Below are 22,364 nucleotides of genomic sequence, written 5' to 3'. Positions count from 1 at the left end.
CTGACGCCGAAATCACGGATCGGCGTCGGTTTTTTCCATGCTTCTTGTAGGTTTAGTGGACCAGCATGCCGGTGAACCAGTAGGCCTGAGCCAGAGTGATCAGACCGACAATCGTTGCAAAGAATAGGCTGTGCTTGAGGGTGAAGCGGAACAGATCCGATTCTTTGCCGACCAGGCCAGTCGCTGCGCAGGCCACGGCGATCGATTGTGGCGAGATCATTTTGCCGGTGACGCCGCCGCTGGTATTCGCTGCGACCAGCAGGGTGTCGTTGACGCCGATCTGGTGCGCAGTGGTGGCCTGCAGCGAACTGAACAACGCGTTGGACGAAGTATCCGAGCCTGTCAGGAACACGCCGAGCCAGCCGAGGAATGGCGAGAAGAACGGGAAAGCCGCGCCAGTGCCGGCCAGTACCAAGGCCATGGTCGAGGACATGCCGGAATAGTTGGTGACGAAAGCAAAGGCCAACACCATGCCGATCGACAGGATGGGCCAGCGCAGTTCGTAGAAGGTCTCTTTCAAAGTGGTCAGACCAGTTTTGAAATTGATCTTCAGCACCAGCATCGAGATCAGTGCCGAGAAGAAAATCGCGGTGCCGGTCGCGGAAATCGGATCAAGTTTGAACACCGCCGGGATTGCCGTTGGAGCAGCCACGATCGGTGCGGTTTTGATCACCAGTTGATCAAGGTGCGGGATCGCGAAGTTGAACACCCAGCTGTACATCGAGCCGCCAGCGGCGAACATCGCCTTGAAAGGCTTCAGTGTCCAGATGGTCACCAGCACGGTGAGGATCAGGAACGGTGACCAGGCTTTGAAAATTTCCCCGAGGCTGTAAGGCGAAGCCACGGTGGTGCGTTTCTGACCGAAACCGCCGACGCTGGCGGTGATCGCTGCACTCGATGTGGCGCCGGCGATTTGCGCGCCTGCGGTGCGTTTTGGCTGCCAGATTTTCAGGAACAGAGTCAGCGAGATCAGGCTGGCCAGCGCCGAAGTGATGTCCGGCAATTCTGGCCCGATGAAGTTCGAGGTGAAGTATTGGGTGATGGCAAAGCTCAGGCCCGCGACCAGTGCAGCCGGCCAGGTTTCACGCACGCCACGCAGGCCGTCCATCATGAACACCAGCCAGAACGGCACGAACAGCGACAGCAGTGGCAACTGGCGACCAGTCATCGCACCGATCTTGAACGCGTCGATGCCGGTGACTTGCCCGGCAACAATGATCGGAATCCCCAAGGCACCAAACGCCACCGGTGCGGTGTTGGCGATCAGGCACAGGCCGGCGGCGTACAGCGGGTTGAAGCCCAGTCCGACAAGAAGTGCGGCAGTAATCGCCACCGGCGCGCCGAAACCGGCGGCACCTTCCAGAAATGCACCAAAGCAGAAACCGATCAGCAGAACTTGCAGGCGCTGGTCGTCAGTAATCGATAACACCGAGCTTCGAATGACCTCGAACTGACCACTTTTCACCGTCAGTTTGTAGAGGAACACCGCCGCGACAATGATCCAGGCAATCGGCCACAGACCGTAGGCGAAACCATAACCGGCAGCGGCGAAGGCCATGTCGACCGGCATCTGGAACGCGAAGATTGCCACGGCAATCGACAGGGCGAGGGTGATGCTCCCGGCCACATGGCCCTTGAGGCGGAACACCGCCAATGCGAGGAAAAAGAACACGATGGGGATGACGGCCGCGAGTGCGGATACGCCGAGACTGCCGAGCGGGCTGTAGAGCTGTTGCCAGGTTTGCATATGGGGTGGCCCCTAATTGTTGTTGGTCAGGCACTGTCAGCGTTCTTGGATAATTGGTAAGACCAATTTACAATCGCTGTTGGCTAGGGTAAAAGCCTTGATGTCGGTGTGTCAATTTGTCGCCCTGAAACTTTTGTCGAACAAGCGGTGCAGAGCGCATCTGATCCGGTTTCGGCAAGTGGCGTCTGGTAGGTGTCGGCGAGGCGCCGATAGGCCAGAATAGAGAGCCCGGCGAGCGGTCGGGATCGTGGAGAAATGAGTTATGGGGTTTGATCAGATACGTCAGCGCCGTTTGTCTGACGACATTGTCGAGCGACTTGAGGGGATGATCCTTGAGGGCACGCTGAAGTCCGGCGAACGGCTGCCGGCGGAGCGCACGCTCGCCGAACAATTTGGCGTATCACGGCCGTCGCTGCGCGAAGCGATTCAGAAACTGGCGGCCAAAGGGCTGCTGGTCAGTCGCCAGGGCGGCGGCAATTATGTGGTGGAAAGTCTGGGTTCGACGTTCAGCGATCCGCTGTTGCAACTGCTTGAAAGCAACCCCGAAGCACAACGCGATCTTCTGGAATTTCGGCACACTCTGGAGGCATCGTGCGCCTATTACGCCGCATTACGCGCGACTGATGTCGATCGCGAGCGGTTGACCGCAGCGTTCGAAGAGCTGCAGGACTGCTATTCGCGCCACGATGAAGTCAGCCGGGCGGAGGAGGGCGCGGCGGATGCGAAATTCCATCTGGCAATTGCCGAAGCCAGCCATAACGCGGTGTTGCTGCACACCATTCGCGGGCTGTTCGATCTGCTCAAACGTAACGTGGTGACCAACATCGGCGGCATGTACAAGCAGCGCACGGAAACCCGCGACATGCTGATCACTCAGCATCGGGAATTGTATCTGGCGATTATCGAAGGTCGCGCGGAGCAGGCGCGTGAGGTTTCCAGCCGACATATTTTGTATGTGCAGGAAGTGCTGGAAGAGGTGCGGCAGGAAGTTCAGCGCATGGCTCGGGCGGAGCGGCGCAAGGGCATGTGATCAGTTGTTTGTGTGTAGATTGTGCAATAGCTTTCGCGAGCAGGCTCGCTCCCACATTTGAAATGCATTCCAAGGTGGGAGCGAGCCTGCTCGCGAATACGCTCTAAAGGCAGAAGAAATTAATCTTCCTTGCCCTTGTTGCGCACGGCACGCTGCAGTTCACGACCGGCGTCGCGTTCGCGCTCGGTGTCACGCTTGTCGTATTCCTTCTTGCCCTTGCCCAGAGCGATCTCGCACTTGACCATGTGCTTGCTCCAGTACCAGGACAGGCAGACGCAGGCGTAACCCTTTTGCTGCACCATCGCTGCAAGCTTTTCCAGCTCGCGGCGGTTGAGCAGCAATTTGCGCGTGCGCACCGGGTCGGCGATGACGTGGGTGCTTGCGGTCATCAGAGGCGTGATGTGGCTGCCGAGCAACCAAGCTTCGCCATCCTTGAGCAGGACATAGCTGTCGACCAGCTGTAGCTTGCTTGCCCGCAGACTTTTTACTTCCCAGCCGGCCAGGACCAGACCAGCCTCGAACTTATGCTCGATGAAGTAATCGTGTCGCGCCTTTTTGTTCTGCGCGATGGTCCCTGTTGGGTGTTTCTTCTGTTTAGCCATAGGGGCGGCATTATATGGAGATAAACGGCTGTCGGCTACGGTGATGCTGCGTGCTTGAGCAGGTTGAGTGAATCCCGGACAATGCGGCCTCTTTTTCTAACGCTTGGGCGTGATAAACGATGTCGACAGACAAGGTTTCTGTCCACGGCAGTTGGGCTAGCCGCTGGGTATTCATACTCGCCGCGACCGGTTCGGCCGTGGGACTGGGTAGTATCTGGAAGTTCCCCTACATGGTCGGGGTCTACGGCGGCGGTGCCTTCGTGCTGATGTTTCTGGCGTGCATCGCGCTGATCGGCATCCCGGTCATGCTTGCTGAAACCCTGATCGGCCGGCGCGCCCGGCAAAGTCCGGCGAACGCCTTGAAGGTGCTGGCGCTGGAAGCCGGGCACTCGGGCAAGTGGTCGTGGGGCGCATTTGCCGGGATGATCACGGCATTGCTGATCCTGTCTTTCTACAGTGTGGTCGGCGGCTGGTCGCTGGATTACATCGTCGACATGGGGCGCGGCGACTTCCAGGGCGCGACGGCCGATCAGGTCGGCGCCTATTTCGGCAATGTCATCTCTAATCCATGGCGCCTGACACTTTGGCATACGATTTTCATGCTGCTGTCGGCCTTCGTCATCGCCAAGGGCGTGGTCGCCGGGCTTGAGCGCAGCTTGCGCATCATGATGCCGCTGCTGTTCGTGATGATCCTGGTATTGCTGGGTTACAGCATGACCACCGGGCATTTCATGGAAGGCGTGCATTTCATGTTCGACTTTCACCCGGAAAAAGTCCTCGACGGCTTGCTGCCAGCGATGGGGCACGCGTTCTTCTCGCTGAGCGTCGGTGTCGGCTCGATCATGATCTACGGCGCTTATATGCCAAAGACCTCTTCGTTGTCCGGTACAGTTGTCGGCGTGGCACTGCTCGATACCTTCGTGTCGCTGGTCGCCGGTCTGGCGTTGTTCCCGATTGTGTTTGCTGGAGGCCTGAATCCTAGCGAGGGGCCTGGCCTGATGTTCGTCAGTCTGCCATTTGCCTTTGGTAATGTGGCCTTCGGCCAACTGATGGGTGTGGTGTTCTTTGTGCTGGTGGCGATTGCAGCCTGGAGTTCGGCAATCTCCCTGCTGGAACCAATGGTTGCCTATCTGGTTGAGCGCACCAAAGTCAGCCGCGCCTGGGTTACTTTCTGGCTGGCGTTCATCTGCTGGTTCGTTGGTCTGGGCACAGTGTTCTCCTTCAATATCTGGAAAGAAGCCAAATTTTTCGTGAACGAAGGCGGGATGTTCCACCTCTACCAATGGGGTGCGCAGAGCGGTCTGGACTTCTTTGGCGTGATCGATTTCTTCACCTCGCGGATCATGTTGCCGCTCGGTGGCCTGTGTTTCGTGCTGTTTGCTGGATGGGTGATGGGGCGTGAAGCGGTACGCGACGAGTTGTCGATCCGCAACCCGGCACTGTTCGCCCTATCCTTGTTTTTGATGCGCTACGTGGCGCCCATCGGCATTCTTGTAGTGTTTGCCGCTCAGCTCTGGAAGTAACGCTCACATGACGACACATATTCAACGATCGGCATTGCTGCCGTACCCGGCGCAGTTTCTCTACGACCTGGTCAACGACGTCGCGCGCTACCCGGAGTTTCTGCCGTGGTGCTCCTCCGCTGAAGTGCTGGAAAGTTCGCCGGAACATATGCGCGCCAGTGTTGGCGTGGCCAAGGGCGGGCTCAGTCAGCATTTCGTGACGCGTAATGCGCTGGTGCCGGGGCAGTCGATCGAAATGAACCTGGAAGAAGGGCCGTTCAATCAACTGCACGGTGTCTGGGTGTTCAAGGTGTTGAACGAGAAAGCCTGCAAGATCAGCCTGGATCTGTCGTTCGACTATGCCGGGCCCTTGGTGCGCGCGACGTTGGGGCCGCTGTTCAATCAGGCCGCCAATACGCTGGTGGACGCGTTCTGTCAGCGCGCCAAGCAGATGCATGGTTGAGCCAGTGATCGAGATAGAGGTGGTGTACGCGGCCGTGGATCGTCAGGTTTTGCGCTCGGTTAGCGTAAATGACGGCGCAACGGTGCGGGCTGCGGTGCTTGCATCGGGTATTGGTAGCGAGTTTCCTGAGCTGAATCTGGCGGAGTGTCCATTGGGCATTTTTGGCAAAGTGGTTGCTGATCCGGATTCGCGGGTAATTCAGGCGGGGGAGCGCGTCGAGATTTACCGCCCATTGCTGGCCGATCCAAAAGAGGTTCGCCGTTTGCGTGCGGCGAAAGCAGCTGAAGCCAAGGCTCGAAACGCATAACAAACCAAATCGCAGGCAATAAAAAACCCGGAATTTCCGGGTTTTTTATTGCCTCGCAAATTATTGCGGCGAGGTGTCCAGCGGCTCTGGTGTCGGAACCGGAACGGTTTCTACACCATCGACGTCCTTCTGGATCTGATCCAGCAAGGAACCTGGCTTCACCGGTTTTTCCGGTGTTGGCTTCTCGGCGTTTTCAGCAGGAGCGGTCACGGTGGTGCCACTGTCCTTGCCGAGAATGGCTTCGTCACGGCTTACGCCCGGCATGAAGTCACCGGACAGGCTGACAAGCTGGTCGTTTGAGTTGAAAATAACGCTGATGCGTTCCTGTTGGCGTTCACCGCCACCCGGTTGCAGGCTGTACAGATAATCCCAGCGATCGGCATGGAACGTGTCGACAAGCAGAGGGTTACCCATAATAAACCGTACTTGCGGCCGGGTCATTCCCGGGCGTAACTGGTCTATCATGTCCTGCGTGACGACATTGCCCTGCTGGATGTCGATTTTGTAAACCCCGGGGAATGAACAACCGGCGAGTGCGAGCAGTCCCACAAAGGTGAAACTGGTTAGCAAGAGCTTGGTGTTTTGCATCGGTGGGCGACTTCCACTATCTTGGCTGGGACAACGTAAACGCCGATCATACCCGCATTAAGAGAAGCTGCGAAGCAGCATCGCGAGAAAGCTGACCATGGTTGAAAATAGCGAACTACGCAAAGCCGGCCTTAAAGTGACCCTGCCACGGGTCAAGATCCTGCAAATGCTCGACTCCACCGAGCAGCGTCACATGAGTGCCGAGGACGTCTATAAGGCGTTGATGGAAGCTGGCGAGGACGTCGGTCTGGCCACGGTTTACCGTGTTCTGACCCAGTTCGAAGCAGCTGGCCTCGTGGTCCGTCACAATTTCGACGGTGGCCACGCGGTATTCGAATTGGCCGATGGTGGTCACCACGATCATATGGTCAACGTGGAGTCGGGTGAAGTCATCGAGTTCTTCGACGAAGAAATCGAAAAACTTCAGAAGTCTATCGTCGAGAAGCATGGCTTCGAGATGGTTGATCACAACCTGGTGCTATACGTGCGCAAGAAAAAGTAAGCATGTCGCGCGAATTTCGGTTCGCGAAACGAGCGAAGGCGACCCAAGGGTCGCCTTCGTGCTTTCTGCCATCTTTAAACTTTTGCGGTGACGACCATTTTCTTGGCGTGGGCCAGGGACTCCTTGGTTAAGTCGATGCCGCCGAGCATTCGCGCCACTTCTTCTATACGGTCATTTTTGCTCAATTTGGAGACGGCTGTGTGCGTTGCCTCTTCGCCCCGAACCTTGTGTACGAATAAATGTTGATGCCCTTGCGCCGCTACTTGGGGCAGGTGAGTCACTGTCAGTACCTGGCCGCGCTCGCCGAGGCGGCGCAATAACTGGCCGACGATTTCAGCGGTCGGGCCGCCGATGCCTACGTCGACTTCGTCGAATACCAATGTTGGCACACGAGACGTTTGCGCGGTGATGACCTGAATAGCCAGGCTTATCCGTGACAACTCGCCACCGGATGCCACTTTCGCCAGCGCCTTCAACGGTTGGCCGGGGTTAGCGCTGACCAGCAGTTCAACCTGTTCCAGTCCATTAGGTAGCAGTTCGTCGCTGCAGTTGGCGCGCAACTCAATGGTGAAGCGCCCACCGGGCATGCCCAGTCGCTGAATCTCCTGCTCCACCGCGCTGGCGAGGCTGCCGGCAGCACGATGCCGCAAATCGCTCAGCTCCCGTGCCTTCTCCTGATAGTGGCGGGCATAGGAGGCCAGTTCCTCACCCAGGCGCTCAATGGATTCGTCATTGGCGTTGAGGGTTTCGATCTCATCCAGCAATTTCTGCTGCATTTCGCCGACTTCGGTGGGTTGAATCCGGTGTTTGCGTGCCAGGGTATAGATAGCGTCGAGGCGTTCTTCCAGATATTGCAGGCGCGCTGGATCGGCATCGAAGTTATCGAGGAAGCGATTGAGTTCGCCAACGGCTTCTTCTACCTGAATCTGTGCGCTGGTGAGCAAACTGCTGGCTTCGCCCAGTGCGCCAACGGAATTGTTCACGCTCGACAGGCGATTAAGGCTGGCGGTCAGCGCGTTCAGCACATTGCCGGAATCGCTCTCGCTGCATTGCTCGACCACTTGCCGGCAAATGCCCAGCAGCGTCTCGGCGTTGGTCAGGTTTTTGTGTTCCTGCTCCAGTTGCTCCAACTCGTTGTCACCCAGGCCGAGGTTTTCCAACTCTTCGAGTTGATAGCTCAGCAATTGGTGGCGCGCGCGTTGTTCGTCGCCGGAATTGGAGAGACGCTCCAGCTCCTGACGAGTCTGGCGCCAGCGCTGGGCGGCGAGCTGAACCTGGCGGGCCAGGTCGGTAGCGCCGGCGTACTCGTCCAGCAAGCGACGATGGGTATCGGTTTTCAGCAGGGACTGGTGTTCATGCTGGCTGTGGATATCGATCAACAACTCGCCCAATGACTTGAGGTCGCCGAGCGGGCAGGGGGTGCCGTTGATGTAGCCGCGTGAACGACCTTCCGAGGTGATCACCCGGCGCAGAATGCACGGGCCATCGGTCTCCAGATCGCGCTCGGCCAGCCATGCGCTGGCTTCAGGGATGTCCGCCAGATCGAAGGTCGCGAGGATGTCGGCCTTGTCGGCGCCGGGGCGCACCACGCCGCTGTCGGCACGATCACCGAGGGTCAGGCCCAGCGCATCGAGCATGATCGACTTGCCGGCGCCGGTTTCACCCGTGATCACGCTCATCCCGCGATCAAGTTCGAGATCGAGATGTTCAACGATGGCGTAGTTATGTACGGACAGGTGCACCAGCATAAAGGCCGCTCCCAAGCTAAAGGTCTGGTTATTTATACAGTGTTTTGTTTCGCGCTGACAATGCCCTCCCTTAGGTCGATTTGCTTGAACCGAAAATCTGCTTAGCGCATTGAGGAATGAAGATTCGACACTTTTTTGTAGGGTTAATGTTTGAAGGCCCTTGAAGCCTGATTTTGCGGCCCCATATATCGGGGCAGAAGCGCGAGTCAGGCTCGCGGACGAAATTGAAAGGAGAATTCTATGGCTGACGAACAGACAGTAGATACGCAAAACCCAGAAGCCAATCAGGCGCCCGAAGGTTCGGGTGATGACCTGGCGACCCGTGTACAAGTGCTCGAAGAGCAATTGGCCGCCGCGCAGGATCAGTCTCTGCGTGTTGCTGCCGATCTGCAGAACGTCCGTCGCCGTGCTGAGCAGGACGTCGAGAAGGCGCACAAGTTTGCCCTGGAAAAATTCGCCGGCGACCTGTTGCCGATCGTCGACAGCCTGGAGCGCGGCCTCGAGCTGTCGAACCCGGACGACGAAAGCATCCGTCCGATGCGCGAAGGCATCGAGCTGACGCTGAAAATGTTCCATGACACCCTCAAGCGTTATCAGCTGGAAGCGATCGACCCGCATGGCGAGCCGTTCAACGCCGTTCAGCATCAGGCGATGGCCATGCAGGAAAGCGCCGACGTAGAACCGAACAGCGTTCTGAAGGTGTTCCAGAAGGGCTACCAGCTCAACGGTCGCCTGCTGCGTCCGGCCATGGTTGTGGTCAGCAAGGCGCCTGCGCCAATTTCGCCTTCGATTGACGAGAAGGCTTGAAATTAGCCGCAAGGCCCCCATTTAGAAGTCAAGCGTTTAAGTATTACCGCAGTTAGCCACCACTGCTGCGGCAAAAAAATCCAAAGTTTCGGGAGAGTTAACATGGGCAAAATTATCGGTATCGACCTGGGGACTACCAACTCCTGCGTCTCCGTGCTGGAAAACGGCAAAGCAAAAGTTATCGAAAACGCTGAAGGCGCGCGTACCACGCCGTCGATCATCGCTTACGCCAACGATGGCGAAATTCTGGTAGGTCAGTCGGCCAAGCGTCAGGCTGTGACCAACCCGCACAACACTCTGTACGCGGTAAAGCGTCTGATCGGTCGTCGTTTCGACGAAGAAGTTGTGCAGAAAGACATCCAGATGGTCCCTTACAAGATCGTCAAGGCTGACAACAACGACGCCTGGGTTGAAGTGAACGGCCAGAAAATGGCACCGCCACAAATCTCGGCTGAAATCCTGAAAAAGATGAAGAAGACCGCCGAAGACTACCTCGGCGAGACCGTGACTGAAGCGGTGATCACCGTTCCGGCCTACTTCAACGACAGCCAGCGTCAGGCGACCAAAGATGCCGGCCGCATCGCGGGTCTGGACGTAAAACGTATCATCAACGAACCGACCGCAGCCGCTCTGGCTTACGGTATGGACAAGGCCAAGGGCGATCACACCGTGATCGTTTATGACCTGGGTGGTGGTACTTTCGACGTTTCCGTGATCGAGATTGCTGAAGTTGATGGCGAGCACCAGTTCGAAGTTCTGGCCACCAACGGTGACACGTTCCTCGGCGGTGAAGACTTCGATATTCGTCTGATCGACTACCTCGTTGACGAATTCAAGAAAGAAAGCGGCATGAACCTCAAAGGTGATCCGCTGGCCATGCAGCGCCTGAAAGAAGCCGCTGAGAAAGCCAAGATCGAGCTGTCGTCCGCTCAGTCGACCGACGTCAACCTGCCGTACATCACTGCAGACGCGACCGGTCCTAAGCACCTGAACGTGAAGATCTCGCGTGCCAAGCTGGAAGCACTGGTTGAAGACCTGGTTCAGCGCACCATCGAACCTTGCCGCATCGCCATGAAAGACGCTGGTCTGGACGTTGGCGCGATCAACGACGTGATTCTGGTCGGTGGTCAGACCCGTATGCCGCTGGTGCAGAAGCTGGTTACCGATTTCTTCGGTAAAGAAGCTCGTAAAGACGTTAACCCAGACGAAGCTGTTGCCATGGGTGCCGCGATTCAGGGTGCTGTTCTGGCCGGTGACGTGAAAGACGTTCTGCTGCTCGACGTCAGCCCGCTGACCCTGGGTATCGAAACCATGGGTGGCGTGATGACCGCGCTGATCGAGAAAAACACCACGATTCCTACCAAGAAATCGCAAGTGTTCTCGACTGCCGACGACAACCAGGGCGCTGTGACCATTCACGTGCTGCAGGGCGAGCGTAAGCAAGCCACTCAGAACAAGTCCCTGGGCAAGTTCGACCTGGCCGACATTCCACCTGCCCCACGTGGCGTGCCGCAGATCGAAGTGACCTTCGACATCGACGCTAACGGCATTCTGCACGTTGGTGCGAAAGACAAGGCTACCGGCAAGACCCAGTCGATCGTGATCAAGGCCAACTCCGGTCTGTCCGACGAAGAAATCGAGCGCATGGTGCGTGACGCCGAAGCCAACGCTGAGGAAGACCGCAAGTTCGAAGAGCTGGCCGCTGCCCGTAACCAGGGTGACGCACTGGTTCACTCGACGCGCAAAATGATCGCTGACGCGGGCGACAAGGTCACCGCCGAAGAGAAGACTGCGATCGAAGCGGCTGTGGCTGCTCTGGAAGTAGCTGTCAAAGGCGACGACAAGGCTGCCATCGACGCCAAGGTTGAGGAGCTGTCGAAAGTCTCCGCTCCGGTTGCTCAGAAGATGTACGCCGAACAGGCTCAGCCAGCTGATGGCGCAGCCCCGCAAGGCGAATCGGCTGAGAAGGCTGACGACGTTGTCGATGCAGAGTTCGAAGAAGTCAAAGACCACAAGTAAGTTGTTGGTCGGCCGGTTGACTGCCTTCAGGCAGTGACTGGTAGGATGTCGCCGCGCGGGAGCTAGCTCCCGCGTTGGCGTATCTGGAATACGCGAATTTTTACAGCATGCGACAAGCCTCGCGTGTTGGCGGTATGGCCGGGAATGCTCCTGCTTTTCGTGCCGCAAGTACCGCAAGAAACAAAGACCAGGATCGTTGAATTGACGTGAGTTGGGTCCGGGCCTGTATTGGGGCTCAACGAGTTTGGCCATCCTCAGGAGGGGTTTGCCGAACGTCCTCAAGAGTGCAGAAGACTTATGGCAAAGCGTGACTATTACGAAGTGTTGGGTGTTGAGCGCGGCTCAAGCGATGCGGACCTGAAGAAGGCTTACCGTCGTCTGGCGATGAAGCACCACCCGGACCGTAATCCCGATGACAAAGCGTCGGAAGAAATGTTCAAAGAGGCCAACGAGGCCTATGAAGTGCTGTCCGACTCGAGCAAGCGTGCGGCGTACGACCAGTACGGTCATGCCGGTGTCGACCCGAGCATGGGTGGCGGCGGTGCCGGTTTCGGCGGTCAGAATTTCTCGGACATCTTTGGTGATGTCTTCAGTGATTTCTTCGGTGGCGGTCGCGGCGGTTCCCGTGGCGGCGCTCAGCGTGGTAGCGACTTGCGCTACACCCTGGAACTGAATCTGGAAGAAGCGGTGCGCGGCACGTCGGTGAATATCCGCGTTCCGACATTGGTCAACTGTAAACCTTGCGATGGCTCTGGCGCGAAGAAAGGCTCGTCGCCATCGACGTGCCCGACCTGCGGTGGCATCGGTCAGGTGCGTATGCAGCAAGGCTTCTTCTCGGTGCAGCAAACCTGCCCGCGTTGCCATGGCCAGGGCAAGATCATTTCCGATCCGTGCGACTCCTGCCACGGTGACGGCCGCGTTGAAGAGTACAAAACCCTGTCGGTCAAAGTGCCGGCTGGCGTCGATACCGGCGACCGCATTCGTCTGTCCGGCGAAGGCGAGGCGGGCACGCAAGGTGGTCCGACGGGCGACCTGTATGTGGTCATCAATGTCCGCGAGCACGACATCTTTCAGCGTGACGGCAAGCATCTGTTCTGTGAAGTGCCGATCAGCTTCGTCGACGCGGCGCTGGGCGGCGAGCTGGAAATTCCGACCCTCGACGGTCGCGTCAAACTGAAAATCCCTGAAGGAACCCAGACCGGCAAGCAGTTCCGTGTGCGCGGCAAAGGCGTGGCGCCGGTGCGTGGCGGTGGTGCAGGCGACTTGATGTGCCGTGTGGCAGTCGAGACGCCGGTCAATCTGAATCGTCGTCAGCGCGAATTGCTGGAAGAGTTCCGCAGCTCGCTGGCTGACGACAATAGCCACTCGCCGAAAACCACCGGTTGGTTCGACGGTGTGAAGCGCTTCTTCGGCGATCTGTAAGGAGTCGGCATGCGACGTATAGCTGTGATGGGCGCTGCTGGGCGCATGGGCAAGATTCTGGTCGAAGCCGTGCAGCAGCGCGCGCCGCTGACCGGTTTGACTGCGGCCGTGGTTCGTCCCGGCAGCACGCTGATCGGCGTCGATGCCGGTGAGCTGGCCTCGCTGGGTCGCATCGGCGTGCCGTTGTCCGGGCATATCGAGGCGGTGGCTGAAGAGTTCGATGTATTGATCGACTTCACCCTGCCGGAAGTGATGCTGAAAAACCTCGCGTTCTGCCGCAAGGCCGGCAAGGCGATGGTCATCGGCACCACCGGTCTGGACGCTGCGCAGAAGCAGTTGCTGGTCGAGGCGGGCAAGGACATTCCTATCGTCTTCGCGGCCAACTTCAGTGTCGGCGTCAATCTGTCGCTGAAGCTGCTGGATATGGCCGCGCGCGTGCTGGGCGACGATGCCGATATCGAAATTATCGAAGCGCATCACCGTCACAAGATCGATGCGCCGTCGGGTACGGCGTTGCGTATGGGTGAAGTGATCGCCAGTGCGCTGGATCGTGATCTGCAGAAAGTTGCGGTTTACGGGCGTGAGGGTCATACCGGTGCTCGTGAGCGTGAAACCATTGGCTTCGCTACCGTGCGCGGTGGTGATGTGGTGGGTGATCACACCGTACTGTTCGCCTGCGAAGGTGAGCGTCTGGAGATCACGCACAAGGCGTCGAGCCGCATGACGTTCGCCAAGGGTGCGGTGCGTGCCGCCCTGTGGCTGGACGGTCGCGAGCCGGGTCTGTACGACATGCAAGACGTGCTCGACCTGCGTTGATACACTGCTGAACCCGGCGCAAACGCCCTGTTTGCGCTGGTTTTTCTCCGCTTGGCGACGACCTGTCGCATTCTCCGGCCTTTTCGGCTCTTTAGCGGTGGACCAAAAAAGCCTTTTTCTGTAAGCTACAGCTTTAGTGTGTCCACTAAAAGCGCGCAGAATAATTCAGTGAAGAAGCGGGGTGACGTGTCCATACGTCACTCCGCTTTTTTACAACCTGCGATCGCCCTTTCATGCGTTATTTACGGGAGGTCTTCTTGACTAAGCCAGCCATACTTGCCCTTGCTGATGGCAGCATTTTTCGCGGCGAAGCCATTGGTGCCGACGGTCAAACCGTTGGTGAGGTGGTGTTCAACACCGCAATGACCGGCTATCAGGAAATCCTTACCGATCCTTCCTACGCCCAACAGATCGTTACCCTGACTTACCCGCACATCGGCAACACCGGCACCACGCCGGAAGATGCCGAGTCCGATCGCGTCTGGTCCGCTGGCCTGGTTATCCGTGACCTGCCGCTGGTAGCGAGCAACTGGCGTAACACGATGTCCCTGTCCGACTACCTGAAAGCCAACAATGTTGTGGCCATCGCCGGTATCGACACCCGTCGCCTGACCCGCATCCTGCGTGAAAAAGGCGCTCAGAACGGCTGCATCATGGCCGGCGACAACATCTCCGAAGAAGCGGCAATCGCCGCGGCGCAAGGCTTTCCGGGCCTGAAGGGCATGGATCTGGCGAAAGTCGTCAGCACCAAGACTCAATACGAATGGCGCTCGACTGTCTGGGATCTGAAGACCGACAGCCACGCGACCATCGATGCCTCCGAGCTGCCTTACCATGTGGTTGCCTACGACTACGGCGTCAAGGTCAACATCCTGCGCATGCTGGTCGAGCGCGGTTGCCGCGTCACCGTGGTGCCTGCCCAGACGCCAGCCGCTGATGTGCTGGCACTGAAGCCGGACGGCGTGTTCCTGTCCAACGGCCCTGGTGATCCGGAGCCATGCGACTACGCGATCAAGGCGATCAAGGAAGTGCTGGAAACCGAAATTCCGGTATTCGGCATCTGCCTCGGCCACCAACTGCTGGCTCTGGCCTCCGGCGCCAAGACTCTGAAAATGGGCCACGGCCACCACGGTGCCAACCACCCGGTGCAGGATCTGGACACTGGCGTGGTGATGATCACCAGCCAGAACCACGGTTTCGCGGTAGACGAAGAAACCCTGCCAGCCAACGTGCGTGCGATCCACAAATCGCTGTTCGACGGCACCCTGCAAGGCATCGAGCGCACCGACAAGAGCGCGTTCAGCTTCCAGGGTCACCCTGAAGCGAGCCCGGGCCCGAACGATGTCGCGCCACTGTTCGACCGCTTCATCAACGAGATGGCCAAGCGACGCTAAGCGTTCGCCTTGAGACTGTAGAGAGAAGCCCCTCGAGGGCGGCCCCGACACCGGTGGCCCCCTCGGGACTTCAGAAATCGATCAAGACGGCTTGCCGACTGACCTGCGGATTTGAGTGACAAACCCATGCCAAAACGTACAGACATTAAAAGCATCCTGATTCTCGGCGCTGGCCCGATCGTTATCGGCCAGGCCTGCGAATTCGACTACTCCGGCGCCCAGGCCTGCAAAGCCCTGCGCGAAGAGGGTTACCGCGTCATCCTGGTGAACTCCAACCCGGCCACCATCATGACCGACCCGGACATGGCCGACGCGACCTACATCGAGCCGATCAAGTGGCAGACCGTTGCCAAGATCATCGAAAAAGAGCGTCCGGATGCCGTGCTGCCAACCATGGGCGGCCAGACCGCTCTGAACTGCGCCCTGGACCTGGAACGCGAAGGCGTTCTGGAAAAGTTCGGCGTAGAAATGATCGGCGCCAACGCTGACACCATCGACAAGGCTGAAGACCGTTCGCGTTTCGACAAGGCGATGAAATCCATCGGTCTGGCGTGCCCGCGTTCCGGTATCGCCCACAGCATGGAAGAAGCTAACGCGGTTCTCGAAACCCTCGGCTTCCCGTGCATCATCCGTCCGTCCTTCACCATGGGCGGCACCGGTGGCGGTATCGCGTACAACCGTGAAGAGTTCGAAGAAATCTGCGCCCGTGGTCTGGACCTGTCGCCGACCAAAGAGCTGCTGATCGACGAATCGCTGATCGGCTGGAAAGAATATGAGATGGAAGTTGTCCGCGACAAAAAGGACAACTGCATCATCGTCTGCTCGATCGAAAACTTCGACCCGATGGGCGTGCACACCGGTGACTCGATCACCGTGGCTCCTGCGCAAACCCTGACCGACAAGGAATACCAGATCCTGCGTAACGCCTCCCTGGCGGTACTGCGCGAGATCGGCGTCGAGACTGGCGGTTCCAACGTTCAATTCGGTATCTGCCCGAACACTGGCCGCATGGTCGTGATCGAAATGAACCCGCGTGTATCGCGTTCCTCGGCACTGGCCTCGAAAGCCACCGGTTTCCCGATCGCCAAAGTCGCGGCCAAACTGGCTGTGGGCTACACCCTCGACGAACTGTCGAACGACATCACCGGCGGCAAGACCCCGGCGTCCTTCGAGCCGTCGATCGACTACGTCGTGACCAAGTTGCCACGCTTTGCCTTCGAGAAATTCGCCAAGGCTGACGCACGCCTGACCACTCAGATGAAGTCGGTTGGTGAAGTCATGGCCATCGGCCGTACCTTCCAGGAATCCCTGCAGAAAGCTCTGCGCGGTCTGGAAGTGGGCGTTTGCGGTCTTGACGAGAAGCTCGACCTGAGCAACCCGGAAAGCATGAGCGTGCTCAAGCGCGAACTGACCGTGCCGGGCGCCGAGCGTATCTGGTACGTGGCGGACGCTTTCCGCGCCGGCCTGTCGGTCGAAGACATCTTCGGCATGAACATGATCGATCCGTGGTTCCTGGTGCAGATCGAAGATCTGATCAAGGAAGAAGAGAAGGTCAAGACCCTCGGTCTGTCCGCTATCGACCGCGACCTGATGTTCAAGCTCAAGCGCAAAGGCTTCTCCGATCAGCGTCTGGCCAAGCTGTTGGGCGTGACCGAGAAAAACCTGCGTACGCACCGTCAGAAGCTGGAAGTGTTCCCGGTCTACAAGCGCGTTGACACCTGCGCCGCCGAGTTCGCCACTGATACCGCTTACCTCTACTCGACGTACGAGGAAGAGTGCGAAGCCGCGCCGTCGGGCCGCGACAAGATCATGATTCTGGGTGGCGGTCCGAACCGTATCGGCCAGGGTATCGAGTTCGACTACTGCTGCGTTCACGCTGCCCTCGCTCTGCGCGAAGACGGCTACGAAACCATCATGGTCAACTGCAACCCGGAAACCGTTTCCACCGACTACGACACTTCCGACCGTCTGTACTTCGAGCCGGTAACCCTGGAAGACGTACTGGAAATCTGCCGTGTCGAGAAGCCGAAAGGCGTGATCGTCCAGTACGGCGGCCAGACCCCGCTGAAACTGGCGCGTGCTCTGGAAGCCGCCGGCGTGCCGATCATCGGCACCAGCCCTGACGCCATCGACCGCGCTGAAGACCGTGAGCGCTTCCAGCAAATGGTTGAGCGCCTGAACCTGCGTCAGCCGCCAAACGCCACTGTTCGCAGCGAAGACGAAGCAGTTCGCGCTGCCGCGAAAATCGGTTATCCGCTGGTGGTGCGCCCGTCCTATGTGCTGGGCGGCCGTGCGATGGAAATCGTTTATAAGGAAGACGAGCTCAAGCGTTACCTGCGTGACGCGGTGCAAGTGTCCAACGACAGCCCGGTGCTGCTCGACCACTTCCTCAACTGCGCCATCGAGATGGACGTGGATGCGGTCTGCGACGGCAAAGACGTCGTCATCGGCGCGATCATGCAGCACATCGAACAGGCTGGCGTTCACTCCGGTGACTCCGCGTGCTCGCTGCCGCCGTACTCGCTGCCGGCGCACATCCAGGACGAGATGCGCGAACAGGTCAAGAAAATGGCCTTGGAACTGGGCGTTGTCGGCCTGATGAACGTGCAGTTGGCGCTGCAAGGCGAAGACATCTACGTCATCGAAGTCAACCCGCGCGCTTCCCGTACCGTACCGTTCGTGTCGAAGTGCATCGGTGTCTCCCTGGCGATGATCGCTGCCCGCGTGATGGCCGGTAAGACCCTGAAAGAAATCGGCTTCACCAAAGAAATCATCCCGAACTTCTACAGCGTGAAAGAGGCGGTGTTCCCGTTCGCCAAATTCCCTGGCGTTGACCCGATCCTCGGCCCAGAAATGAAGTCGACCGGTGAAGTGATGGGCGTCGGCGATACCTTTGGTGAAGCATTCGCCAAAGCCCAGATGGGCGCCAGCGAAGTGTTGCCAACCGGCGGTACTGCGTTCATCAGCGTGCGTGACGACGACAAGCCGCTGGTTGCAGGTGTAGCCCGCGATCTGATCAACTTGGGCTTCGAAGTGGTCGCCACTGCCGGCACTGCCAAGCTGATCGAAGCCGCAGGCCTGAAAGTGCGCCGTGTGAACAAGGTGACCGAGGGTCGTCCGCACGTGGTCGACATGATCAAGAATGACGAAGTCACGCTGATCATCAACACCACCGAAGGTCGTCAGTCGATCGCTGATTCGTACTCCATTCGTCGTAATGCCTTGCAGCACAAGATCTATTGCACCACCACCATTGCTGCTGGCGAAGCTATCTGTGAAGCGTTGAAGTTCGGTCCGGAAAAGACCGTGCGTCGCTTGCAGGATCTACACGCAGGATTGAAGGCATGATCAAATACCCAATGACTGTCCAGGGCGCTAAAGCCCTGGAAGAAGAACACGCTCACCTGACCAAGGTCGTCCGTCCGAAGCTCAGCCAGGACATCGGTACGGCCCGCGAGTTGGGTGACTTGAAGGAAAACGCTGAATACCATGCCGCCCGCGAACAGCAGGGCATGGTCGAAGCGCGGATTCGTGATATCGAAGGCCGGATTCAGAATCAGGTCATCATTGACGTCACGTCGATTCCGCACACCGGCAAAGTGATTTTCGGTACTACCGTCGAAATCGCCAACGTCGAGACCGATGAAAGCGTCACTTACCACATCGTGGGTGAGGATGAGGCTGACTTCAAACTCGGCAAGATTTCGGTCGGCTCGCCTTTGGCCCGTGCCTTGATCGGCAAGGAAGAGGGCGATGTGGTCGCCGTGAAAACGCCGAGCGGCGTGATCGAGTACGAGATTGTCGAAGTCCGTCACATCTGAAAAAGGGCGCCCGCTGCATGCGGGCGCCATGCTTTGGCAGCTGACCCAGATGCTTTGGGTCGGCGGTCTATGGCTGATACATCTCGGTTTGCAGCCGGCGCTGGGCAGGATTGGCCTGGCGCCACTGCTGATCGATGAAGTGGCCAGTGCATTTGAAGTGCTGGTGGTGAGTTTCGCCGCCGCATGCGTGATATTTCAGGCTTTGGTGCTGGTACAGGCCGAGGGCCTTGGCAGTCTATGGCGGGATTTTCGTGGGCAGGTGCTGTTGATGGCGTTGTATGCGTGTGCGATGTTTGTCGCAGTGCGTGTCGGCTGGCCGGATGCGCAGCGCTGGCAGGTGTTCAGTTATCTGGTTCTGGGCTTTTCCGGGCTGGTGCTGGTGATGCAGCCGGTGCCGGGATGGAGTGGCAGGGTGCGCGAAGCACACCCTTGACCCTTGTCATCACTTGAAGCGATGAACGTTCGACAGCTGCTTGTTGGCGCTGAAGTTCTTGCGGTAAACCAGTGCCATCTTGCCGATGACCTGTACCAGGTCCGCTTTGCCAACCTTGCACAGTTCTGCGATATGCGCCAGGCGCGACTCGCGATCGAGAATGTTGAGCTTGATTTTGATCAGCTCGTGATCCGCCAAGGCGCGTTCAAGTTCGGCTAAAACACCTTCAGTCAAACCGTTGTCAGCCACCGTCAAAACTGGCTTCAGGTGGTGGCCAATGGATTTGTACTGTTTCTTCTGCTCTGGAGTGAGCGGCATAATCTGACCCTTTCGTCTGGATTCTGTAAAATGGCGGCCATTTTACCCGAGGGTTCGTGGATCCGCCCAATTAATCACGACCCTAATCATCGAGGTGCCCAATGGCGCGTTCCAAGACAAGCCTTGGTTGGCTGAAACGACATGTCAACGATCCCTATGTGAAGCAAGCACAGAAGGATGGCTACCGCTCGCGTGCGAGTTACAAGCTTCTGGAAGTCCAGGAGAAATACAAGCTGATCCGTCCTGGCATGAGCGTTGTCGACCTGGGTGCTGCGCCCGGTGGCTGGTCGCAGGTGACTAGCCGGCTGATCGGTGGTCAGGGGCGCTTGATCGCTTCGGACATCCTTGAAATGGACAGCATCCCTGACGTCACCTTCATCCAGGGCGACTTCACCGAGGACGCGGTGCTCGCGCAGATCCTGGAAGCCGTCGGTAATTCGCAGGTAGACCTTGTGATTTCCGATATGGCCCCCAATATGAGTGGTACGCCTGAAGTGGATATGCCGAAAGCCATGTTCCTTTGCGAGCTGGCACTTGATCTGGCAGAGCGGATCCTCAAGCCGGGTGGCAATTTCGTGATCAAGATTTTTCAGGGCGAAGGCTTTGATGTTTATCTGAAGGATGCCCGCAAGAAGTTCGACAAGATCCAGATGATCAAGCCGGACTCCTCTCGTGGCAGCTCTCGCGAGCAATACATGCTGGCTTGGGGTTATCGCGGGCGTAGTGAGTAAAACGAGGTTTTTGTGCGGGGTGATAGGTTTTTAGTATTTCGCCCGGCTAGCATTAACGAATATTGTGTAGAAAGTGTTTCACAAAGGGTTACAGACGGCGCCTGCCAGAGTCGTAGGTAATGTAGTAAGTTAGGCCGGTGAATATCATGCGAAGCGCGCGCCAGTAGCGGAGCTTGCTTCAGAGGGTAGTTAATTGAACGATATGGCAAAGAATCTGATCCTGTGGTTGATCATCGCGGCTGTCCTGGTGACGGTGATGAACAACTTCTCCAGCCCTAACGAGCCGCAGACCCTCAACTATTCCGACTTCATCCAGCAGGTCAAGGATGGCAAGGTCGAGCGCGTAGCGGTTGATGGCTATGTAATCACCGGCAAACGCAATGATGGCGACAGCTTCAAGACCATTCGTCCGGCAATTCAGGACAATGGCCTGATTGGCGATCTGGTCGACAACCACGTTGTGGTTGAAGGCAAGCAGCCTGAACAGCAAAGCATCTGGACCCAGCTTCTGGTGGCCAGCTTCCCGATCCTGGTGATCATCGCGGTGTTCATGTTCTTCATGCGCCAGATGCAGGGCGGTGCCGGTGGCAAGGGCGGGCCGATGAGCTTTGGCAAGAGCAAGGCACGCCTGCTCTCCGAAGATCAGGTGAAAACCACATTGGCTGACGTTGCCGGTTGCGACGAAGCCAAGGAAGAAGTCGGCGAGCTGGTTGAATTCCTCCGTGATCCGGGCAAGTTCCAGCGTCTGGGTGGCCGGATCCCTCGAGGTGTGCTGATGGTCGGTCCTCCGGGCACCGGTAAGACCTTGCTGGCCAAGGCGATTGCCGGCGAAGCCAAGGTTCCGTTCTTCACCATATCCGGTTCTGACTTCGTTGAAATGTTTGTCGGTGTCGGTGCCAGCCGTGTTCGTGACATGTTCGAGCAGGCGAAGAAGCATGCGCCTTGCATCATCTTTATCGACGAAATCGACGCCGTCGGTCGCCATCGTGGCGCTGGCATGGGTGGCGGTCACGATGAGCGTGAGCAGACTCTCAACCAGTTGCTGGTTGAGATGGATGGCTTCGAAATGAACGACGGCATCATTGTTATCGCTGCAACCAACCGTCCTGACGTACTTGACCCTGCGCTGCTGCGTCCGGGCCGTTTCGACCGTCAGGTTGTCGTCGGTCTGCCGGATATCCGTGGTCGCGAGCAGATTCTCAAGGTTCACATGCGTAAAGTGCCAATGGGTGACGACGTCGCTCCGGCCGTTATCGCGCGTGGTACTCCGGGCTTCTCCGGTGCTGACCTGGCTAATCTGGTCAACGAAGCGTCGCTGTTCGCTGCACGGAGCGGCAAGCGCATCGTCGAAATGAAAGAATTCGAGCTGGCGAAAGACAAGATCATGATGGGCGCCGAGCGCAAATCGATGGTCATGTCCGAGAAAGAGAAACAGAACACCGCTTATCACGAAGCTGGCCACGCCATCGTTGGTCGCGTCGTGCCTGAGCATGATCCGGTCTACAAGGTGTCGATCATTCCGCGCGGTCGTGCGCTGGGTGTAACGATGTTCCTGCCGGAAGAAGATCGTTACAGCCTGTCCAAGCGCGCGCTGATCAGCCAGATCTGCTCGCTGTACGGCGGCCGAATTGCGGAAGAAATGACTCTGGGCTTCGACGGTGTGACTACCGGCGCCTCTAACGACATCATGCGTGCCAGCCAGATTGCGCGGAACATGGTGACCAAGTGGGGTCTGTCGGAAAAGCTCGGTCCGTTGATGTATGCCGAAGAAGAGGGTGAAGTGTTCCTCGGTCGCGGCGGTGGCGGTCAGGCTGCCAGCTTCTCTGGTGAGACAGCCAAGCTGATCGACTCCGAAGTACGCAGCATCATTGACCAGTGCTACGGCACGGCCAAGCAGATCCTCACGGATAACCGTGACAAGCTCGATGCGATGGCTGACGCTCTGATGAAGTACGAGACGATCGATGCCGAGCAAATCGACGATATCATGGCAGGTCGCACGCCTCGCGAACCTCGCGACTGGTCGGGCGGCACCGGTACGCCACCGCCTCCTGTCGTTCGGGATGAGCGTCCGGAAACACCGATTGGCGGTCCGGCTGCTGACGTTTAAGGTT

At 58.1% G+C, this 22,364-nt stretch carries 20 protein-coding genes; 15 read left to right on the top strand and 5 right to left on the bottom strand.

Translation table 11 applies throughout. The features are described from left to right. Positions 1-52: 52 nt before the first annotated feature. Positions 53-1,747, bottom strand: coding sequence for a lactate permease LctP family transporter (locus CKW17_RS08795; protein WP_095119538.1), 1,695 nt, complete (start codon positions 1,745-1,747; stop codon positions 53-55). 262 nt (positions 1,748-2,009) lie between these two features. Here CKW17_RS08795 and CKW17_RS08790 point away from each other — a divergent pair, with 262 nt between their 5' ends. Next, positions 2,010-2,777 (top strand): FCD domain-containing protein, encoded by a 768-nt coding sequence (locus CKW17_RS08790; RefSeq protein ID WP_007915207.1) that lies wholly within the window; start codon positions 2,010-2,012, stop codon positions 2,775-2,777. 119 nt (positions 2,778-2,896) lie between these two features. Here CKW17_RS08790 and smpB read toward each other — a convergent pair whose 3' ends face one another. Next, complete coding sequence (gene smpB, locus CKW17_RS08785; protein ID WP_008088297.1) at positions 2,897-3,379, bottom strand: SsrA-binding protein SmpB; 483 nt, start codon at positions 3,377-3,379, stop codon at positions 2,897-2,899. A gap of 119 nt (positions 3,380-3,498) precedes the next feature. Between smpB and CKW17_RS08780 the strand changes: the two genes are divergently transcribed. From CKW17_RS08780 to CKW17_RS08770, 3 genes are read left to right on the top strand one after another with little or no spacing between them, the layout of a single operon-like run. Next, positions 3,499-4,902 carry a sodium-dependent transporter gene (locus CKW17_RS08780; RefSeq protein WP_095119536.1) on the top strand — a complete coding sequence of 468 codons (1,404 nt, stop codon included), beginning with the start codon at positions 3,499-3,501 and terminating at the stop codon, positions 4,900-4,902. A 7-nt stretch (positions 4,903-4,909) separates the two neighbouring features. Beyond that, complete coding sequence (locus CKW17_RS08775) at positions 4,910-5,344, top strand: type II toxin-antitoxin system RatA family toxin (protein ID WP_095119535.1); 435 nt, start codon at positions 4,910-4,912, stop codon at positions 5,342-5,344. Continuing rightward, positions 5,337-5,651 carry an RnfH family protein gene (locus CKW17_RS08770; RefSeq protein ID WP_095119533.1) on the top strand — a complete coding sequence of 105 codons (315 nt, stop codon included), beginning with the start codon at positions 5,337-5,339 and terminating at the stop codon, positions 5,649-5,651. Before CKW17_RS08775 ends, CKW17_RS08770 begins: the two co-directional genes overlap by 8 nt. A gap of 60 nt (positions 5,652-5,711) precedes the next feature. On the opposite strand, the gene CKW17_RS08765 is transcribed toward CKW17_RS08770, so the two are convergent. Then, a complete protein-coding gene (locus CKW17_RS08765) occupies positions 5,712-6,239 on the bottom strand; it encodes an outer membrane protein assembly factor BamE (protein ID WP_007915215.1) in 528 nt (175 codons plus the stop codon). Between the two features lie 97 nt (positions 6,240-6,336). Between CKW17_RS08765 and fur the strand changes: the two genes are divergently transcribed. Continuing rightward, positions 6,337-6,741 carry a ferric iron uptake transcriptional regulator gene (gene fur, locus CKW17_RS08760; RefSeq protein ID WP_016771770.1) on the top strand — a complete coding sequence of 135 codons (405 nt, stop codon included), beginning with the start codon at positions 6,337-6,339 and terminating at the stop codon, positions 6,739-6,741. A 74-nt stretch (positions 6,742-6,815) separates the two neighbouring features. Here the strand turns inward: fur and recN are convergent, their stop codons facing one another. Further along, positions 6,816-8,489, bottom strand: a complete 1,674-nt coding sequence (gene recN, locus CKW17_RS08755) for a DNA repair protein RecN (RefSeq protein WP_095119532.1) — start codon at positions 8,487-8,489, stop codon at positions 6,816-6,818. 240 nt (positions 8,490-8,729) lie between these two features. On the opposite strand from recN, the gene grpE reads away from it, so the two are divergent. The 8 genes from grpE (at position 8,730) to CKW17_RS08715 (ending at position 19,201) form a co-directional block, all read left to right on the top strand. Continuing rightward, positions 8,730-9,296 carry a nucleotide exchange factor GrpE gene (gene grpE / locus CKW17_RS08750; RefSeq protein WP_007915219.1) on the top strand — a complete coding sequence of 189 codons (567 nt, stop codon included), beginning with the start codon at positions 8,730-8,732 and terminating at the stop codon, positions 9,294-9,296. Between the two features lie 102 nt (positions 9,297-9,398). Continuing rightward, positions 9,399-11,315, top strand: coding sequence for a molecular chaperone DnaK (gene dnaK, locus CKW17_RS08745; RefSeq protein WP_095119531.1), 1,917 nt, complete (start codon positions 9,399-9,401; stop codon positions 11,313-11,315). 297 nt (positions 11,316-11,612) lie between these two features. Then, positions 11,613-12,737 (top strand): molecular chaperone DnaJ, encoded by a 1,125-nt coding sequence (gene dnaJ / locus CKW17_RS08740; protein ID WP_016986506.1) that lies wholly within the window; start codon positions 11,613-11,615, stop codon positions 12,735-12,737. A gap of 9 nt (positions 12,738-12,746) precedes the next feature. Further along, complete coding sequence (gene dapB / locus CKW17_RS08735; RefSeq protein WP_038357479.1) at positions 12,747-13,553, top strand: 4-hydroxy-tetrahydrodipicolinate reductase; 807 nt, start codon at positions 12,747-12,749, stop codon at positions 13,551-13,553. Between the two features lie 257 nt (positions 13,554-13,810). Next, on the top strand, positions 13,811-14,947 hold the full coding sequence (gene carA / locus CKW17_RS08730; protein ID WP_007915228.1) for a glutamine-hydrolyzing carbamoyl-phosphate synthase small subunit: 1,137 nt from the start codon (positions 13,811-13,813) through the stop codon (positions 14,945-14,947). 126 nt (positions 14,948-15,073) lie between these two features. After that, positions 15,074-18,295, top strand: a complete 3,222-nt coding sequence (carB, locus tag CKW17_RS08725) for a carbamoyl-phosphate synthase large subunit (protein WP_007915231.1) — start codon at positions 15,074-15,076, stop codon at positions 18,293-18,295. Continuing rightward, positions 18,292-18,768, top strand: a complete 477-nt coding sequence (gene greA / locus CKW17_RS08720) for a transcription elongation factor GreA (protein ID WP_064119469.1) — start codon at positions 18,292-18,294, stop codon at positions 18,766-18,768. Before carB ends, greA begins: the two co-directional genes overlap by 4 nt. A 28-nt stretch (positions 18,769-18,796) precedes the next feature. Continuing rightward, positions 18,797-19,201 (top strand): MFS transporter, encoded by a 405-nt coding sequence (locus tag CKW17_RS08715; RefSeq protein WP_095119530.1) that lies wholly within the window; start codon positions 18,797-18,799, stop codon positions 19,199-19,201. A gap of 9 nt (positions 19,202-19,210) precedes the next feature. Here the strand turns inward: CKW17_RS08715 and CKW17_RS08710 are convergent, their stop codons facing one another. After that, complete coding sequence (locus tag CKW17_RS08710; protein ID WP_016771761.1) at positions 19,211-19,519, bottom strand: YhbY family RNA-binding protein; 309 nt, start codon at positions 19,517-19,519, stop codon at positions 19,211-19,213. A 101-nt stretch (positions 19,520-19,620) separates the two neighbouring features. Between CKW17_RS08710 and rlmE the strand changes: the two genes are divergently transcribed. Both rlmE and ftsH read left to right on the top strand, forming a co-directional pair. Then, the gene (rlmE, locus tag CKW17_RS08705) at positions 19,621-20,250 is read left to right on the top strand and encodes a 23S rRNA (uridine(2552)-2'-O)-methyltransferase RlmE (protein ID WP_008088328.1); all 630 of its coding nucleotides are present in this window, start codon (positions 19,621-19,623) and stop codon (positions 20,248-20,250) included. A 202-nt stretch (positions 20,251-20,452) separates the two neighbouring features. After that, complete coding sequence (gene ftsH / locus CKW17_RS08700) at positions 20,453-22,360, top strand: ATP-dependent zinc metalloprotease FtsH (protein WP_016986501.1); 1,908 nt, start codon at positions 20,453-20,455, stop codon at positions 22,358-22,360. Positions 22,361-22,364 lie beyond the last annotated feature (4 nt).

The sequence above is a fragment of the Pseudomonas sp. Irchel s3f10 genome (assembly GCF_900187515.1).
Lineage (GTDB): Bacteria > Pseudomonadota > Gammaproteobacteria > Pseudomonadales > Pseudomonadaceae > Aquipseudomonas > Aquipseudomonas tensinigenes.
This window is presented reverse-complemented; position numbering and strand designations above follow the sequence as displayed.